We start from the raw sequence: 16,503 nt of genomic DNA on the forward strand, positions 1-16,503 counted from the left end.
GGAGCCCTTCTGCGAAGGAATCCGACCCCGTTCAACGGTCCTCCACGGCAGCTACGCTTTCACAGGTGGCTGCCGTTTTTATGTGCCGCGCCGTCCAACGCCTTGCGCAATGCCGCTACCGTGCCGGTGCTGGTCTGGTGCCAGTCCGGGTCCAGGCCGCGCAGCAGCGGGTTCTGGAACTGCATGGCCGAGCGCCGCAGGCCCTTGGCCGATGCATGCAGTTCGCTGCAGCCGGTCTGCCGCGCGATCTTGGCGATATTGGCCGGGCCGATCCCTGCCCCGGCCATCACGCTGATCCGCCCTGCCGCCTGCGCCACCAGCGTGGCCAGCATGCTGCTGCCTGCCTCGGCACTGACCTGACCGCCTGAACTGAGCACCCGGGTGCATCCCAGTTCGATCACCTGTTCCAATGCAGACGGCAGATCGCGTGCGGCATCGAATGCGCGGTGGAAGGTGACCTGCAACGGTCCTGCGGCCCGCACCAGCTCGCGGCACAGCGGCAGGTCGATGCCACCGTGCACATCCAGCGCACCGATCACCACGCCATCGCAGCCCAGTGCGCGGCACTGCGCGATATCGCGCAGCATCAGCTCGGTTTCCAGTGCGTCGTAATGGAAATCGCCCGGGCGCGGCCGCACCAGCACGAACAACGGAATCTGCAGGCGCTCGCGTGCCAGGGCGATGCTGGCGAACGACGGCGTGGTGCCGCCCTCGCCCAGGTTGTCGAACAGTTCGATGCGGTCGGCGCCACCGGCCTGTGCTGCCAGCGCCGATGCCAATGAATTGCTGGCGATTTCCAGCGTCAGCGCGGCGCTCACGTCTGGCTGCTCGTGTAGATCGAGGGCGAATCGCGCAGGTCATCCTGGCGCTGGCCATCGCACACGGCGTAGACGAAGCCTCGATGCAGCGCGTACGCACCCACCTCGCCCTGCTTGTTCATCGCCAGGAAGCACACCTGCAGCGTGCGGCTGGCTTCGGGGCGCTTGCGCACCACCCGGTCGATCGCTTCGCGGCAGGCCTGCGCCGGCGTGCGGCCCTGCCGCATCAGCTCCACCACCAGGAAAGAGGCGGCGTTGCGGATCATCTCCTCGCCCACGCCCGACGCGGTGGCGGCGCCCACCTCGTTGTCCACGTACAGGCCGGCACCGATGATCGGGCTGTCGCCTACCCGTCCGTGCAGCTTCCACGCCATGCCGCTGGTGGTGCAGGCGCCGGCAAGATGCCCGTTGGCATCCAGCGCCAGCATGCCGATGGTGTCGTGGTTGTCGCTGTTGCCGGGAATGCCACGGCGCTCGGCGTTGATCTGCGGCTGGTACTTTTCGGTCTTCAACCATTCGCGCCAGGCGGCCTCGGCCTGCGGGGTCAGCAATCGCTTGCGCTCGAACCCCTGCTGCACCGCGAACTGCTGCGCGCCTTCGCCCACCAGCAGCACGTGCGGGCTGTTTTCCATCACCCTGCGGGCCACCGACACCGGGTGCGCGATGTCCACCAGCGCCGCCACCGCGCCGCAGCGGCCATCGCCATCCATGATGCTCGCGTCCAGGCTCAGCACGCCGTCGCGATCGGGATTGCCACAGTGGCCCACCGTCGGATTGCACAGCTCGCTCTCGGCCCAGCGCGCACCGGCTTCCACCGCGTCCAGCGCACTGCCGCCCTGGGCAAGCACCTTCCACGCCGCCTGGTTGGCCGGCACGCCGAAGTCCCACGTTGAAACGACCTTCGCCCCACCCTGGGTGCGCGCCTGCACACCCGGCAAAGCGGCCATGCCCGCGGCCAGCGCACCGGCCTGCAGGAACTGCCTGCGATCCACCATGTTGCCCTCCCCTTGAACAAAGCGATGCCGACCCGGGGCCGGCTGCGTGTTTCAGCCCGCGCGCGGCCCTCGCGCAGCGTGCCAGACAGCCGCGCCGAGCACGCCCAGCTGGCCATGTTCTACCCGCCATACCGGCACTTGGCGCAGCACATCGGCCAGGACACCCTTGTTGAGGAAGCGCTCGCGGAAGCGGCCATCGGCCAGGAAATCCTGCACGTGGGTGGAAATGCCGCCGGCCAGATAAACCGAACGTGCGCCCACGGCAATGGCCGCATCGCCGGCCAGGCTGCCCAGCCACGCACAGAACACCTGCAGGGTTTCCACGGCCACCGCATCTTCGCCGCTGCGCGCGGCGCCGATGAGTGCCTCGGTGGTCGACCACTGCGGTGCAACGCCGCGCAGTTCGCACAGGCACGGGTACAGGTTCAGCAGTCCGCTGCCGGACAGCACCCGCTCGTTGTCCACGTGCGGCCAGCGCTGCAGCAGCTTGGCCAGCACCTGCAGTTCCAGCGCGGTACCGGCACCCAGCGCAGCGTGGCCCAGTTCGCTGGCCAACACCGGGCGGTCGCCGTCGGCAAAGCGCAGCGCCGCACCGAGGCCGGTGCCCGCCCCCAGCACCAGCGCCGGGAAGGCCTGCGTCGGATCGCCCGGGCCGTTCAGTGGCACCAGCGTCTCCGGCTGCAGATACGGCACGGCCAGGGCCACGGCCTCGAAATCGTTGATCAGCTGCAGCTCGTCCAGTCCCGACTGCGCGCGGGTGGACGACAGCGAAACCGTCCACGGCAGGTTGGCGTTGATCAGCACATCGCCATCCAGCACGCCGGCAATGGCCACCACCGCGCTGTGCACGGGCGCATCCAGGTGGCCGCTGAAATCGGCCAGGATCGCCGCCAGGCTGGGATGGTCGGCGCAGGCATAGGTGCGGTAGCCGCCCAGCCGCGGCGTCTGGCCGGGCACGAGGGCGGCCAGTGCCACGCGGGCGAAGGTGCCGCCGACATCGGCCACCACTACGGTGTGCGGAACGCCGGCGCCACGGGCGTCGGAGGAAGACGGGTCTACTGCTGCGACGTTCACACGGGCCTGCTTGAATCGACGGATCGGCGTCGATTCTCGGGCATCCCTGCGGCTTTGCCAACGCTGCGACACGGTCCTGGCCCGCGCGCGCTTACATGCCTTCCTGCTCGGCCACCTGCACCCCGTCCACCAGCACCCGCAGGCGCTGTGGGCGGAACCCGGCGAACAGCAGCGGACGGGTGCGTTCCACCAGCACCTGGTGGCCGCCAATGTGGCGCATCCACGATTGCACCAGCGAGAACGAGAAATGCGTGCCGGGATGCAGCGGGTGCTGCACCCAGACCGTCTCGCTGGCGCTGCGCAGCTGCATTGCGCCAGTGAACCAGTGGCGGCTGAGGGTGACCGGCGTGGTGCCGGCCATGAAGCGGATTTCCATGGCGCGTCCTTTCGTCGTGGCAGCCGCGTCCCCCGTCAGGGTTGGGCGGTCTGCAGGCTGTAAGTCGTGGTCGCGGTGAACACCGCACCGTCGGGCTGGGTGGAGCGCACTTCCACCTTGTGGCTGCCCACCTCCAGGCCGGTCGGCAGCGCGCCGCGCCACAGGTGCGGCGACGCGGTCGCTTCCGGCGAACGGTCGTAGCCGCGCAGGGTGGTGGCCAGGTCGTCAGCCACGTTTTCCACCAGCAGGCGCGGGTCAGGCTGGCTGACCTGCTTCATCGGCTGCCACGCGCCGCCGTCCACGCGGTATTCCACCACGCTGGCGTCCTCGCCCATGTACACGTTGGCATACACGCCCCAGGCCGGGTAGGCGCCCTGGCGCAGCACCTTCGGCGCATGCAGGCCGATCTGCTCGCTGGCCGGGGCGCCGGCCACGCGGTACTGCAGGCGGTAGCTGCCGTTGCCGGCCACATCCAGCAGCGCATAGCCCTTCGGCGTGCCGTCGCTCATGGTGCTGTCCGGCACGCCGGCGGCATTCTTCACGCCGGACCAGAACGCACCGCAGTTGGCGCCCACGTTGTATTCGTGCAGCGGCTTGTCACCCTGCCAGCCCTCGGCCTTGCCGTGGTAGACGTGCTGCTGGGTGTGGCTGTGCCCACTCAGCACCAGCACGTTGCGGAACGGCTTGAGCAGATCGAACAGCCGCTGGCGATCGGCATGGCGGAAGGTCTCGCGCCCCGGTGCCGCGTCGAACAACGGAATGTGCATGCCCAGCACCAGCAGGCGGTCCTTGTGCAGGCCCTTCAGGTATGCCGCCAGGAAGGCGAACTGGTCCTCGCGCAGGCCGCCCACGTACTTCGGCTTGGCGTTGGGGTCGTACACCACGTCGTCCAGGAACACGAAGCTGGCACCGCCCTCTTCCACCGCGTAGGTGTCCGGGCCGTAGATGTTGCGCCAGCTGTCCAGCGAGTGGTCATCGTTGGCGGCGTCGAAATCCAGGTCGTGGTTGCCGGGAACATGGAACCACGGCACGCCCAGTTCGGTGGTCACCTTGTTGATGGCCGGGTACAGGGTCAGGTCGTCATTGACGATGTCGCCCAGGGTCGTGCCGAGGCGCGCCTTGGTCTGCCCCACCAGCGGCTGCACGATCGACTGCTGGTAGTAGCCGATGTCCTGCGTGGTGGCGGTCTGCGAATCGGTGAACACCAGCATCTGGAAGCCGCGACGGCTGTCGTGGCGATCGGCCTGCAGGGCGAAATCCCAGCTGCGGGCGGCGTCACCGGTGGCGGCGATGCCACCGTACTTCAGCGCCGGCGAACCATTGGGACGATAGTGGCGCCAGAACGAAGGCAGGCCATCGGCGGCCTTCGGGAACGCATACGCATCGGGCTTGATGACGAACACCGTCTGGCCGTCGCGCACCGGCAGGCTGTAGCTGCCATCGGCGGCGGTCTTGACAATGGTTTCGCCGTTGGACACCTGCACCCCGGCCAGGCCGGGATCGGTGGCACCGCGCCCCGGCTTGCCGTCGCGCTCCAGGTAGACCTTTCCGCTCACCACGGTATCGGCGGCCCACGCCGGCGAAGTAAGCAACAGGCAGCACAGCCAGGCGGCGGGCAGTTTCATGGGGGCGGTCCGGGGGCAGAGAGACCCCCTATTGTAGGTGCGGACCGTTGGTCCGCACACCACTATCTGTCGCCCTTGTAGAGTCGAGCCATGCTCGACTGCATTGGCTCTACCCGTGGGAATGGCGCTGCTCCAGCACTGCCCGCGCATCATCCAGCGACAGGCCGCGTGCGTGCAGCAGCACCAGCAGGTGGTACAGCAGGTCGGCCGATTCGCCCAGCAGCGCCTCATCGTCCTGCGCCACCGCCGCCAGCGCGGTTTCCACGCCCTCCTCGCCCACTTTCTGTGCGATGCGGCGGATGCCGCCTTCGAACAGCGAGGTGGTGTAGCTGCCCGGCGGCCGCTGTGCGTCGCGCACCGCCACCAGTCGCCCCAGCCCGCCCAGGAAATCCTTCGGCGCACCGTCGAAGCAACTCTCCGCGCCGGTGTGGCAGGTCGGGCCCGCCGGGCGTGCCAGCACCAGCACGGTGTCAGCATCGCAATCGACGCTGATCGACTGCACCGCCAGCACGTGGCCGGACTGCTCGCCCTTGGTCCACAGGCGCTGCTTGCTGCGGCTGTAGAAGGTCATGTGACCGGTCACCTGGGTGATATGCAGCGACTCGGCATTCACATAGCCCAGCATCAGCACCTGCAGGGTGTCGGCATCCTGCACCACGGCCGGCAGCAGGCCATCGCCCTTGGTCCAGTCCAGCGTTTCCAGGGCCTGCGGCGACGGGCGTACTTCAATAGACATCTCGAACCTCGATCTGTTGCTCGCGCAGGTAGCGCTTCAAATCCGCAATCGCAATGGCGCCGCTGTGGAACACGCTGGCAGCCAGTGCACCGTCCACGTCGGCCTGGTCGAACGCCTGGGCGAAGTGCTCCATGGCACCGGCGCCGCCCGAGGCAATCAGCGGCACGTTGCACACCGCACGCGCCTGGCGCAGCTGTGCCACGTCGTAGCCGCGGCGCACGCCATCGCTGTCCATGCAGTTCAACACGATCTCACCGGCACCACGCCGCTGCGCATCCGCGATCCAGTCCAGGGTGCGCAATGGCACCGCCTGGGTCTTGCTGGGGTCACCGGTGAAGCGGCGCACGCGCCATTCGCCATCGGCTTCGCGCACCGAATCGACGCCCACCACCACGCACTGCACGCCGAACTCGTCGGCCAGTTCGGTGATCAACTCGGGGCGCCCCAGCGCCGGCGAGTTGATCGAGATCTTGTCGGCGCCGGCGAACAACACCCGGCGCGCGGTTTCCACGCTGTCGATGCCACCGGCCACGCAGAACGGAATATCGATCAGGCGGGCAATGCGTTCGATCCAGCCCACATCCACCGAGCGTGCCTCGGGGCTGGCGCCGATGTCATAGAACACCAGTTCGTCGGCGCCCTGGTCGCGATAGCGCTGGGCCAGCTCGGCGATATCGCCCATGTCCACGTGGTCGCGGAAACGCACGCCCTTGACCACGCGGCCATCGCGCACGTCCAGGCAGGGAATGATGCGGCGGCTCAACATGCCAGTGCCTCGCCCAGGTCCATGCGCTGTTCCAGCAGGGCCTTGCCCAGGATCGCGCCGCTGCAGCCGGCCGCGCGCGCCTCGGCCACGTCGGCCACGCTGCGGATGCCGCCGGAGGCCTGTACGGCCACGCCCGGCAGCAGCGCGGCAAGGTGCGCGTACAGACTGATGTTCGGCCCGGCGAGCATGCCGTCGCGGGCGATGTCGGTGCACAGCAGGTGGGCCATGCCGGCCTGCGCATAGCGCTGCGCCAGGGCATCCAGGGTGACCCCGGCGTTCTCGGTCCAGCCGTGTACCGGCAGCTGCCACTGGCCCTGCGCGTCCTGGCGAGCGTCCAGGGCGATCGTCAGGCGCTGCGGACCGAACTCAGCCAGCCAGCCGATCACGGTGTCCGGCTCGCGCACGGCCAGCGAACCGACCACCACGCGGCCGGCGCCGGCGTCGAGGATGCGCGCCACGTCGTCGCGACCGCGCACGCCGCCGCCGGTCTGCACCTGCAGCGGGGTCTGTGCGCGGATCGCCGCCAGCAGCGGCGCCAGGGTGTAACCGCCCGCGCGCGCCGCATCCAGATCGACCAGGTGCATCCACTGCGCGCCCTGCGCGGCGAAGGCCTGCGCGCGCGGCAGCGGATCGTCGCCGTAATGGGTTTCCTGCGCATAGTCGCCCTGGCGCAGCCGCACCACGCGGCCATCACGGATATCCAGCGCGGGGTAGACGGTGAAGCTCATGCAGCGGTGCCCTCAAGGAAATTGCGCAACATCTGCGATCCGGTCTCGCCGGAACGCTCGGGGTGGAACTGGGCGCCGAAGTAGCGGCCCTGCTCCACCACGGCGGTGAACAGGCCGCCGTGATCGCAGGCGGCCACGGTGTGGGTGTTCAGCGGGGCGGCGTAGCTGTGCACGAAGTACGCGCTGGCACGCTCGGGCACGCCCTGCAGCAGGGTCGATTCGCGCAGCGGCAGCAGTCGGTTCCAGCCCATGTGCGGCACGCGGATGCCGCAGGCCGGCACCAGCTTGCGGACCACGCCGGGAATCAGGCCCAGGGTGTCCACGCCGGCCTCTTCGGAACGATCAAACAGCAACTGCATGCCCAGGCAGATGCCCATCAGCGGCACCTCCAGGCGGCGCAGGGGTTCGACCAGGCCCTGCGCGTGCAACCGCTGCATGCCCGGCGCCGCCGCGCCCACGCCGGGCAGGATCACCCGTTGTGCGCCGGCCAGGCCTTCGCCATCGCGCACCAGCCGCACCCGCGCGCCCAGGCGCTCCAGTGCGTAGCGCACCGAGCCCAGGTTGGCACCGCCGGCATCGATCAGCGCGACCTCGCTCACAGCGCCCCCTTGGTGCTGGGCAACGCCGTGCCCTGGCGGGCCAGCGCCGGGCGAAGCGCACGGGCCAGCGCCTTGAAGCAGGCTTCGACCTTGTGGTGATCGTTGTCACCGCGCACCTGCAGGTTCAGGTTCAGGCCACTGGCATCGCACAGCGAACGGAAGAAGTGCGGCACCAGTTCGGTGGGCATGTCGCCCACCCGCTCGCGCTTGAACTCGCCTTCGAACACGAAGTACGGGCGGCCGCTGAAGTCCAGCGCGGCACTGGCCAACGTCTCGTCCATCGGTAGGGTGAAGCCGTAGCGGCCGATGCCGCGCTTGTCGCCCAGCGCTTCGCGCAGCGCCTGCCCCAGCGCCAGGCCGGTGTCCTCGATGGTGTGGTGTTCGTCGATGTGCAGATCGCCTTCCGCCCGGATGTCCAGAGCGAAACCGCCGTGCTTGCCGATCTGTTCCAGCATGTGGTCGAAGAACGGCAGGCCGGTGGCGATGCGCGCATCGCCGGCACGGTCCAGGTCCAGCTCGACGCGGATCTTCGTTTCCTTGGTATTTCGCTGCACCACGGCGGTACGCGGCGCGTCGGCCAGTGCGTGGGCGATGCCCGGCCAGTCCCACTCGCCGCCGAACTGTTCGGTGCGCAGCTGGAACCCGCGGATGTTGAGGTTGTCGGCGAACTGCAGGTCGGTGATGCGATCACCGACCATGCCCGAACGCGCCCAGTCGATGCTGCGGTCCTGCAGGTAAGCGGTCATCAGGCCGATGCCCGGCTTGCGCGTGGGCGCGTTGTCCTGCGGCCAGCTGCAGTCGATCAGCACGTCACGGAAGACGATGCCCTGGCTTTCGAAGATCTGCAGCATCAGGTCGTTGGGGCCATCGAAGCTGGCGCGCGGATAGGCCTCGCTGCCCAGGCCATCCTGGTTGGTAACGATGACGAACTGGTAGCCGGCATCGCGCAGCTTCAGCAACGCCGGGATGACCTGCGGCACGAAGCGCAGCTTCTCGTACGCGTCGATCTGGAAGTCGGCCGGCTCCTCGATCAGGGTGCCGTCGCGGTCGATGAACAGAATGGGGGTCATGCAGCGGCCCTCCGAGCCGACAGGGCCGCGAGCACGCGGTCGTTCTCTTCGCGTGTGCCGATGCTGATGCGCAGTGCATCGCCCAGCTGCGGCGCGGCGCGCTGGTCGCGCACCACCACGCCGGCGGCCAGCAAGGCATCGAATGCCGCCTGCGCATCACTGAAACGGACCAGCAGATAGTTGCCGGACGAGCGGTACACGCGGCGCACGCCGGGCAGGCCGGGCAGCGCGGTGAACAGGCGCTCGCGCTCGGCGATGACGGCTGCAACGCGCTCTGCAGTACGGGCCAGTGCGGCCGGCTGCAACGCCTGCACCGCCAGCTCGGCACACGGCGTCGGCACCGGGTACGGGGCCTGGCAGCGGCGCAGCACGGCAATCAGTTCCGGCGCCGCGATGAGGGTACCGATGCGCGCGGCCGCCAACGCATGCGCCTTGGACAGCGTGCGCAGCACCGCCAGGTTGGCGTGTGCGGACAACAGCGTGGTGGCCGAGGGGCGCTGTGCGTATTCCACGTAGGCCTCGTCCACGACCACCAGGGCCTGGCCCTGCAATGCGGTGGCGACGCGTTCGATCTCGGCCAGAGCGATATCACTGCCGGCCGGGTTGGACGGTGCGCACAGGAACACCAGCTTCGCACCCTGCTGCTGCGCGGCGCCGATGACCGCGTCCAGATCGGCGCGCAGGCCGTCTTCGCCGTCCACCAGCGGCACGTCGATCAGCGGCGCGCCCTGCAGGCGCGCGCACACCGCGTACATGCCAAACACCGGCGAGGTGACCAGTACGCCGTCGCGGCCGGGCACGCACAGCGCGCGCACCAGCAGGTCGATGGCTTCGTCGCTGCCGCGGCCGATCAGCAGCTGCAGCGGCTGCACGCCATACAGCGCGGCCAGGCCCTCGCGCAGCGCCAGCGGCTGCGGCTCGGGGTAGCGGCGGCTGCTGCCGGCGGCATCGGCTGGGTTGGCCCAGGCCGACTCGTTGGCGTTCAGCCAGACATCGCCCTGCACCGCCGCGCTGCGTGCCGAACTGTAGCCGGCAAACGCCTGCAGGTCCGGGCGCACCAGCGCCAATACGTCGTCCAGCGCGCTCATGCGGCCACCTCCATGCGAATGGCCACGGCGCGCTCGTGCGCGTCCAGGCCTTCGGCACTGGCGATGATGCGCGCACAGCCACCGATCGCCGCAAGCCCCTGCGCGCTGGCGCTCTGCACGCTGATCAGGTTCTGGAAGCTGGCCACGCTCACGCCGCTGTAGGCGCGGGCGGCACCGGCGGTGGGCAGCACGTGGTTGGTGCCACTGCAGTAATCGCCCAGCGCTTCGGGCGTGTAGTCGCCCAGGAATACCGAACCGGCCGCCTGCACCTGCGGCAGCCAGTCACGCGGTTCACGCAGCGCCAGGATCAGGTGCTCGGGCGCGTAGCGGTTGCTGATCGCGAAGGCTTCGTCAAGCGCGTCGACCTGGATCAGGCGCGACGCCGACAGGGCCTGCCGCGCAATCTGCTGGCGCGGCAACAGGGCGACCTGGCGCTCCACTTCCGCCTCAACCGCTGCCAGCATGGCCGCGTCGTCGGTCAGCAGCAGCACCTGCGAATCGGGGCCGTGCTCGGCCTGCGACAGCAGGTCAGCCGCCACGAACGCGGGATTGGCACCCGCATCGGCGATCACCAGCACTTCCGACGGGCCGGCCGGCATGTCGATGGCGGCCGCACCGTCCTGCGCCACCTGCTGCTTGGCCTCGGTCACGAAACTGTTACCCGGCCCGAACAGTTTGTCGCAGGCCGGAATGCTGTCCGTGCCATAGGCCATCGCGGCAATGGCCTGCGCGCCGCCCAGCTTGTACACGCGCTGCACGCCGGTCAGCCGCGCGGCCACCAGTACGGCCGGATCGGCACTGCCGTCGGCGCGCGGCGGCGTGCACAGCACCACCTGTGGGCAGCCGGCCAGTTGCGCCGGCACGCCCAGCATCAGCGCGGTGGACGGCAGCGGCGCGCTGCCGGCGGGCACGTACAGCCCAACCCGGCCGATCGGCCGCAGCATGCGCTCGCAGACCACGCCCGGTGCGGTTTCCACCGCATAGCCCTGGCCCATGCCGGCCTGGTGGAAGCGGCCGATGCGCTCGGCGGCCTCGACCATGGCCTGGCGCAGCTCAGCCGGCACGGCCGCTTCGGCCGCGGCGAACTCGCTTTCGGATACTTCGAACGCAGGCAGTTCCACCCCGTCGAAACGGGCGGTGATCGCGCGCAGGGCGGAATCGCCATCGGCGCGCACCTGCGCGATCAGCGCAGCCACCGCATCGCGGGTCTGCTGGGCCACGGTCTGCACCGGGCGGGTCAGGGCCTCGCTGCGCGCGGCGTCATCAAGTTGCGACCAGATCAGACGATTCATGCCAGCGACCGCTCCACGCTCAACACCATCAGGCCCTGGGCGCCGGCGCGCTCCAGCTCTTCCATACGCTGCCAGGTCAACGGACCCGGGCACATGGTCTGCAGGCGCAGCGCGCCCCCATCGGCAGGCAAACGCACCAGCGGCTCGGCATCGGCCAGCAACTGCGCCAGCGCGTCCACCCGGTCTTCGCTGGCGCGGAACATCAGCAGCTTGCGGTCCTGCTTCTGCACCACCCCATCCAGGCGGCGCAGCAGCATGCTGCGCAGGCCGGCACGGGCATCGTCGGGCACGCGCACGGCACCGGCCAGCACCGCTTCGCTGTCCAGCAGGTTGTGCACGGGGGTGAGCTGGTTGGCGCGCAGGGTGGCGCCGCTGGACACCAGATCGCAGATCAGGTCGGCAGTGCCCAGGCGCGGGGCGATTTCCACCGAGCCGGACAGTTCCACCACCTGCGCGTCCACGCCCTGCTCGCCCAGCCACTGCTTGAGGATGGCCGGGTAGCTGGTGGCGATGCGGGTGCCGGCCAGCTGCGCCGGCCCGGTCCACTGCCACTCTTCGGGCACGGCCAGCATCAGCCGGCACTGGCCGAAGCCCAGCCCGCGCAGGGCCTGGTAGGCGTCCGGCAGGCCGATCTGGCGGCGCGCGGCGGCCTGTTCGTCCAGTTCGTTGCGGCCCACGATGCCCAGGTCGCACACGCCGTCGGCGATCAGGCCGGGAATGTCGTCGTCGCGCACCAGCAGCAGGTCCACCGGCAGCGATTCGCCGTAGCAGAACAACTTGTCGCGGCTTTCGCGCCAGCTCAGGCCGCAGGCACTGAGCAGGTTGCGGGCGGGTTCGGCCAGACGGCCGCTCTTCTGGATGGCGATGCGCAGCCGGTCGCGTGCCGGTGCTGCCTGGGTTGCACTCATGGGGGAGGTCTCGAAGTTCGGAACGGGGCGCGGGTCAGCGCGAAGCAAGGCGGTCGATGGCAGCGGCATAGCCTCGATGGCCATGCTCGAGCGTGCGCGCCACCCGTCCGGTGGTGGTCACGCTGACCCCGGTACGTTCATGGATCTCGCGGTACGGCACGCCCTGCTGCAGCAGCGGCACGACCTTCCAGCGGTCGGCCATGGCTTCCAGCTCGGCGGGGGTACACAGATCACGCAGGAAGGCCGCCACTTCGTCGGGGGCGCGCAGGGCGGCAAAGGCCTGGGCCAGGGCGTCCAGGTCGGCCTGCGGGTCTTTGGCGGCAATGTCGGGGCGGGCTTTCACGGGGGTCGATTTCTTGCATCAATGTAATAGCGCGTTAGTACATTAGCGCACTCTTGCGCAGTGCGTCAAATCTGGGGGGGGTGTGGGCAGGGCTGCGCCCTGCACCCGCCAACGTCAACATCAACATCAACGTCAAGAGCTTGGCTGCTGAGGGTTGGCGGGCTGGGTCCGGTTGAGGGGGACGCTGCAAGTACGTCCATGTAAGCTCGGTCGCCGCATCCATGCGGCTCACGCCCCCTCAACCGGACCCACCCCGCCTTCGACAGTTGGCCGCGAGCTGCTGGAACGGCAAGGGGTCGGATCCGTTTTCTGAAGGAAAACGGCTCTGACCCCTGGGATGGGCACAAAAAAACGCCCACCAGGAGGTGGGCGTTTCGTGGGGTGTCGGCGTGCGGCCAACGGCCCTTACATCACTTTCGACTGTTCCAGCTCGACCTGCAGGGTGCTGGCCAGTTCGTCGCGCGATACTTCGAACTGCTGCTCGCGCACCAGGTCCTTCACCGCTACCACACCGCGTGCCAGTTCGTCTTCGCCGGCCAGTACGACAAAACGGATGCCGGCCTTGGCCGCATACTGGAACTGCTTGCCGATCTTCTTCGGCTCCATCTGCACTTCGGTGTTGATGCCACCGCTGCGCAGGCGGCGGGCGATGTCCAGCGACTGCGCCATGCCCTGCTCGTCCATCAGCGCGACCAGCGCCTGCACGCTGCTGGCCTCGATGCCGTCGATCAGGCCAGCTTCGCGCAGCTGCCAGAACAGGCGCGACAGGCCGATGGAAATACCCACGCCCGGCAGCTTGGACTTGCTGTAGTGGCTGGCCAGGTCTTCGTAACGGCCACCCGAGCAGATCGAACCGATCTGCGGGTGGTCGGTCAGCGTGGTTTCGTACACGGTGCCGGTGTAGTAATCCAGGCCGCGGGCGATGGAGAAGTTCAGGCAGTACGCGCTTTCCGGCACGCCCAGCGCCTGCACCAGCTGCAGCACTTCACGCAGCTCGGCCACGCCCGCACGCAGGGTGTCCGACGATGCGGCATTGGCTTCCAGCGCGGCCAGCTGGGCCAGCGCATCGGCATGGCCCTGCGAACGCACCGCTACGAACGCCAGGATCTTCTCGACCTGCTCGGCCGGAATCCCGAAGCCCTCGCCCACCAGCGTCTCGCGCACGTAGTCGGGGCCACGCTTGTCCAGCTTGTCCACTTCGCGCAGCACGGCCAGCTGGCGCTCGCCTTCGGCCACGCCCAGGCTTTCGAAGAAGCCGCGCATCAGCTTGCGGTTGTTCAGCTGGATGCTGAAATCGCCGATGCGCAGTTCCGAGAACACCGCATGGATGACCGCCAGCACTTCAGCGTCGTAACGCACGCTCAGGCTGTCCTTGCCGATCACATCGATGTCGCACTGGTAGAACTCGCGGAAGCGGCCACGCTGGGCGCGTTCACCGCGGTACACGCGCTGCATCTGGTAGCGGCGGAACGGGAAGGTCAGCTCGTGTTCGTGCTCGGCCACGTAGCGGGCCAGCGGCACGGTCAGGTCGAAACGCAGCGCCATTTCCGGCAGCGAACGATCACCCGATTCGGCGGCGTTGGCCAGCGCACCGGTGGACTGCACGAAGTACACCTGGCGCTCGGTTTCGCCACCGGACTTGGTCAGCAGCACATCAGACAGCTCGAACACCGGGGTTTCCACCGGCAGGAACCCGAAGCGCTCGTAGTTGCGGCGGATGACGTCCAGCATGCGCTGGAACGCAATCTGCTCGCGCGGCAGCAGTTCAAGGGTGCCGGGCGGGGTACGGGGCTTGATCACGGGGCGGAACTCCTGCAGGAACGGGAACGTGGGAGGGGGCAACATTCTAGCGCCCCGCATCGCTCAACCGCCGATCAGGGGCCATCTGGCCGCTTGAAGTATCATAAAGGCCTCCCCCGCCCGCGATCTGCCCCTGCACCATGTCCCGGCCCGACGGCGCCCAGCCCGCTGATCCCTCCTCCGCTGGATCGTCCTGCACCACGCTGGACTGCCTGCACTGCTCGGTGCGGCATCTGGCCGTGTGCTCGGCGCTGTCGCCGGACGAGGTACAGGCCCTGGAACAGGTCACCGTATCGCAGCAGGTGGCGGTGGGCAGCACCTTGGCCCGCAGCGGCGAAGAGCGCCTGCATGTCTATACATTGACTGCCGGTGCACTGCGCCTGGTGCGCACCCTGGCCGATGGCCGCCGCCAGATCAGCGGCTTCGTGCTGCCGGGCGATTACCTGGGCCTGAGTGGCAGCGACCACCATCGCTACGATATCGAAGCCATCGCGGACAGCCGCGTGTGCCGGGTGGCCATGCCGCAGATGCGGGCCCTGCGCGGGCGTTACCCGCACCTGGAACGCAAGCTGCTGCAGCGCGCCTGCCAGGAACTGGACGCCGCACAGGACGCCGCGCTGGCCCTGGCCCGCCTGCAACCGGCGGAGAAGCTGGCCGATTTCCTGCTGCGCCTGGCCGCACGAGAGGCCCGCCTGGGCGGGGACGGCCTGCGCGTGCAGCTGCCCATGGGCCGCGGCGATATTGCCGACCACCTGGGCCTGACCATGGAAACCGTCAGCCGGACCTTCACCAAGCTGCGCCAGCAGGGTCTGATCGCCCTGCCCCACCTGAACGTGGTGGAGATCCAGGACGAAGACGGCCTGCGTGCGCTGGCCGGTGACGGTCTGCTGTAACCGCAGCCGCCGGGCATGGCCCGGCGCTACCCCCTTCGCCGCTCTCCGGTAGCGCCGGGCCATGCCCGGCGGCATTTGATCAGCGCAACAACACCGCGCGCAACGCGCTGTAATCGGCAGGCAATGGTTCGGCGTGCGCCGGGCGCTGCAGCAGCGCCTCCAGCGCCGGCGGCACCGCCACGGCTTCACCGATCAACGGCTCCACCACGGCCTCGAACTTCGCCGGGTGCGCCGTCGCCACCACCGCCCAATCCCCCTTGGCACCGCGCAGGCGCAGGTCGCGCAGCACCTTTACCGCCGTGGCCGTGTGCGGGCAGAACAGTTCGCCATGGCTGGCATGTTCACTGGCGATGGTCGCACGGATCGTCACATCGTCCACGCTGAAGGCACGGAACGCCGCGCGCAGTTCGGCATCGTCCTCGTTGTACAGCCAGCGCAGGCGCTCGAAATTGCTGGGCGCGCCGACATCCATGGCGTTGGCCACGGTGGGCACGCTGGCCTGCGGCTGGTAATCGCCGCCGTTGAAGTAGCCCGGCAACACCGCGTTGGCGTTGGTCGCCAGCACGATCTGCCCGATCGGCACACCCAGCGCGCGCGCCAGCACTGCGGCCATCGCATTGCCCAGGTTGCCGGTGGGCACCACCAGGTTCAAGCGGCCCCCGCTCTGCGCGTGGTGCACCAGCGCGGCGTGCGCGTAGTAGCTCATCTGCGGCAGCAGACGGCCCAGGCTGATGCTGTTGGCCGAACTGAGCGGCACCTGCGCCTGCAACCCGGTATCGGCCAGCGCCTGCTTGGCCATGGCCTGGCAGTCATCGAACGAACCGGCCACGCGCAGCGCCTGGATGTTGCCCCCGAAGCAGCCCAGCTGATGCGCCTGGCGCGGCGATACGCGACCGTCGGGATACAGCACCACCACGCGCACGCCCGGCAGCTGGTGGAAGGCCGCGGCCACGGCGGCGCCGGTATCGCCGGAGGTCGCCACCACGATGGTCAGGTCGCGGTCCTTGCCGGCCTGCAGGCGCGACAACGCACCGGCCAGGAAACGCGCACCGATGTCCTTGAACGCGGCCGTCGGCCCGTGAAACAGCTCCAGCACATGGTCGCCATTGCCGAGCGCGCGCAGCGGCACGGGGAAATCGAACGCCTGCTGGCAGATTGCAGGCAGCGCATCGGCCAGTGCATCACCTGCAAAGAACGGCGCCAGCAGATCCGCGGCGGTGTCGGCCAGGGTTGCACCGGCCTGCAGTACACGGGGCGACGGCAGGCGCTCGGGAACATACAGGCCACCATCAGGGGCCAGCCCCGCGGCAATGGCGGCACTCAGGCCAACGGCCGGTGACTGGCCACGGGTCGATACGAAATGCATCACGTCGGTTTCCAGAAGGGGGGAAG

General features: G+C 69.0%; 17 protein-coding genes. 1 reads left to right on the forward strand and 16 read right to left on the reverse strand.

What is annotated here, in order from left to right; genetic code table 11:
* Positions 1 to 59: 59 nt before the first annotated feature.
* The 15 genes from AC06FA_RS08620 to hisS form a co-directional block, all read right to left on the reverse strand.
* The gene (locus AC06FA_RS08620; RefSeq protein WP_478067932.1) at positions 60 to 818 is read right to left on the reverse strand and encodes a copper homeostasis protein CutC; all 759 of its coding nucleotides are present in this window, start codon (positions 816 to 818) and stop codon (positions 60 to 62) included.
* Positions 815 to 1,813, reverse strand: a complete 999-nt coding sequence (locus AC06FA_RS08625; RefSeq protein ID WP_478067933.1) for a glycosylasparaginase — start codon at positions 1,811 to 1,813, stop codon at positions 815 to 817. The genes AC06FA_RS08620 and AC06FA_RS08625 overlap by 4 nt, the downstream gene beginning before the upstream one ends.
* Positions 1,814 to 1,864: 51 nt before the next feature.
* Positions 1,865 to 2,887 (reverse strand): glucokinase, encoded by a 1,023-nt coding sequence (locus tag AC06FA_RS08630; RefSeq protein WP_478067934.1) that lies wholly within the window; start codon positions 2,885 to 2,887, stop codon positions 1,865 to 1,867.
* A 91-nt stretch (positions 2,888 to 2,978) separates the two neighbouring features.
* Positions 2,979 to 3,263 carry a hypothetical protein gene (locus tag AC06FA_RS08635; RefSeq protein ID WP_478067935.1) on the reverse strand — a complete coding sequence of 95 codons (285 nt, stop codon included), beginning with the start codon at positions 3,261 to 3,263 and terminating at the stop codon, positions 2,979 to 2,981.
* Positions 3,264 to 3,298: 35 nt separating this feature from the next.
* Positions 3,299 to 4,888 (reverse strand): calcineurin-like phosphoesterase C-terminal domain-containing protein, encoded by a 1,590-nt coding sequence (locus AC06FA_RS08640; RefSeq protein ID WP_478067936.1) that lies wholly within the window; start codon positions 4,886 to 4,888, stop codon positions 3,299 to 3,301.
* Positions 4,889 to 4,997: 109 nt separating this feature from the next.
* Positions 4,998 to 5,624 carry a bifunctional phosphoribosyl-AMP cyclohydrolase/phosphoribosyl-ATP diphosphatase HisIE gene (gene hisIE / locus AC06FA_RS08645; RefSeq protein ID WP_478067937.1) on the reverse strand — a complete coding sequence of 209 codons (627 nt, stop codon included), beginning with the start codon at positions 5,622 to 5,624 and terminating at the stop codon, positions 4,998 to 5,000.
* Positions 5,614 to 6,390, reverse strand: a complete 777-nt coding sequence (gene hisF / locus AC06FA_RS08650) for an imidazole glycerol phosphate synthase subunit HisF (protein ID WP_478067938.1) — start codon at positions 6,388 to 6,390, stop codon at positions 5,614 to 5,616. The genes hisIE and hisF overlap by 11 nt, the downstream gene beginning before the upstream one ends.
* Positions 6,384 to 7,118: a 1-(5-phosphoribosyl)-5-[(5-phosphoribosylamino)methylideneamino]imidazole-4-carboxamide isomerase gene (gene hisA / locus AC06FA_RS08655; protein WP_478067939.1), complete on the reverse strand. Its 735-nt coding sequence runs from the start codon at positions 7,116 to 7,118 to the stop codon at positions 6,384 to 6,386. The genes hisF and hisA overlap by 7 nt, the downstream gene beginning before the upstream one ends.
* The gene (gene hisH, locus AC06FA_RS08660) at positions 7,115 to 7,717 is read right to left on the reverse strand and encodes an imidazole glycerol phosphate synthase subunit HisH (RefSeq protein WP_478067940.1); all 603 of its coding nucleotides are present in this window, start codon (positions 7,715 to 7,717) and stop codon (positions 7,115 to 7,117) included. The genes hisA and hisH overlap by 4 nt, the downstream gene beginning before the upstream one ends.
* Entirely contained in the window at positions 7,714 to 8,787 is a 1,074-nt protein-coding gene (gene hisB, locus AC06FA_RS08665) for a bifunctional histidinol-phosphatase/imidazoleglycerol-phosphate dehydratase HisB (protein ID WP_478067941.1), read from the reverse strand. The genes hisH and hisB overlap by 4 nt, the downstream gene beginning before the upstream one ends.
* Positions 8,784 to 9,875, reverse strand: coding sequence for a histidinol-phosphate transaminase (gene hisC, locus AC06FA_RS08670; protein ID WP_478067942.1), 1,092 nt, complete (start codon positions 9,873 to 9,875; stop codon positions 8,784 to 8,786). Before hisC ends, hisB begins: the two co-directional genes overlap by 4 nt.
* Entirely contained in the window at positions 9,872 to 11,167 is a 1,296-nt protein-coding gene (gene hisD / locus AC06FA_RS08675) for a histidinol dehydrogenase (RefSeq protein ID WP_478067943.1), read from the reverse strand. Before hisD ends, hisC begins: the two co-directional genes overlap by 4 nt.
* On the reverse strand, positions 11,164 to 12,075 hold the full coding sequence (gene hisG, locus AC06FA_RS08680) for an ATP phosphoribosyltransferase (protein ID WP_478067944.1): 912 nt from the start codon (positions 12,073 to 12,075) through the stop codon (positions 11,164 to 11,166). The genes hisD and hisG overlap by 4 nt, the downstream gene beginning before the upstream one ends.
* A gap of 34 nt (positions 12,076 to 12,109) precedes the next feature.
* Positions 12,110 to 12,418 (reverse strand): YerC/YecD family TrpR-related protein, encoded by a 309-nt coding sequence (locus AC06FA_RS08685; RefSeq protein ID WP_108754790.1) that lies wholly within the window; start codon positions 12,416 to 12,418, stop codon positions 12,110 to 12,112.
* A 405-nt stretch (positions 12,419 to 12,823) separates the two neighbouring features.
* Positions 12,824 to 14,218, reverse strand: coding sequence for a histidine--tRNA ligase (gene hisS / locus AC06FA_RS08690; RefSeq protein ID WP_478067945.1), 1,395 nt, complete (start codon positions 14,216 to 14,218; stop codon positions 12,824 to 12,826).
* Positions 14,219 to 14,358: 140 nt separating this feature from the next.
* Between hisS and AC06FA_RS08695 the strand changes: the two genes are divergently transcribed.
* Positions 14,359 to 15,111, forward strand: a complete 753-nt coding sequence (locus AC06FA_RS08695) for a Crp/Fnr family transcriptional regulator (protein ID WP_312710160.1) — start codon at positions 14,359 to 14,361, stop codon at positions 15,109 to 15,111.
* Positions 15,112 to 15,190: 79 nt separating this feature from the next.
* Here the strand turns inward: AC06FA_RS08695 and thrC are convergent, their stop codons facing one another.
* On the reverse strand, positions 15,191 to 16,477 hold the full coding sequence (gene thrC / locus AC06FA_RS08700; RefSeq protein ID WP_478067964.1) for a threonine synthase: 1,287 nt from the start codon (positions 16,475 to 16,477) through the stop codon (positions 15,191 to 15,193).
* Between the last annotated feature and the right edge of the window lie 26 nt (positions 16,478 to 16,503).

This window comes from Stenotrophomonas sp. Steno-C17 (assembly GCF_056393165.1).

Coding starts and splice junctions, on each gene's coding strand:
- hisD (WP_478067943.1), bottom strand. CDS start 11,167: ATGAATCGTCTGATCTGGTCGCAACTTGATGACGCCGCGCGCAGCGAG.
- AC06FA_RS08695 (WP_312710160.1), top strand. CDS start 14,359: ATGTCCCGGCCCGACGGCGCCCAGCCCGCTGATCCCTCCTCCGCTGGA.
- hisF (WP_478067938.1), bottom strand. CDS start 6,390: ATGTTGAGCCGCCGCATCATTCCCTGCCTGGACGTGCGCGATGGCCGC.
- hisG (WP_478067944.1), bottom strand. CDS start 12,075: ATGAGTGCAACCCAGGCAGCACCGGCACGCGACCGGCTGCGCATCGCC.
- thrC (WP_478067964.1), bottom strand. CDS start 16,477: ATGCATTTCGTATCGACCCGTGGCCAGTCACCGGCCGTTGGCCTGAGT.
- hisA (WP_478067939.1), bottom strand. CDS start 7,118: ATGAGCTTCACCGTCTACCCCGCGCTGGATATCCGTGATGGCCGCGTG.
- hisB (WP_478067941.1), bottom strand. CDS start 8,787: ATGACCCCCATTCTGTTCATCGACCGCGACGGCACCCTGATCGAGGAG.
- AC06FA_RS08640 (WP_478067936.1), bottom strand. CDS start 4,888: ATGAAACTGCCCGCCGCCTGGCTGTGCTGCCTGTTGCTTACTTCGCCG.
- AC06FA_RS08635 (WP_478067935.1), bottom strand. CDS start 3,263: ATGGAAATCCGCTTCATGGCCGGCACCACGCCGGTCACCCTCAGCCGC.
- hisIE (WP_478067937.1), bottom strand. CDS start 5,624: ATGTCTATTGAAGTACGCCCGTCGCCGCAGGCCCTGGAAACGCTGGAC.
- AC06FA_RS08625 (WP_478067933.1), bottom strand. CDS start 1,813: ATGGTGGATCGCAGGCAGTTCCTGCAGGCCGGTGCGCTGGCCGCGGGC.
- hisC (WP_478067942.1), bottom strand. CDS start 9,875: ATGAGCGCGCTGGACGACGTATTGGCGCTGGTGCGCCCGGACCTGCAG.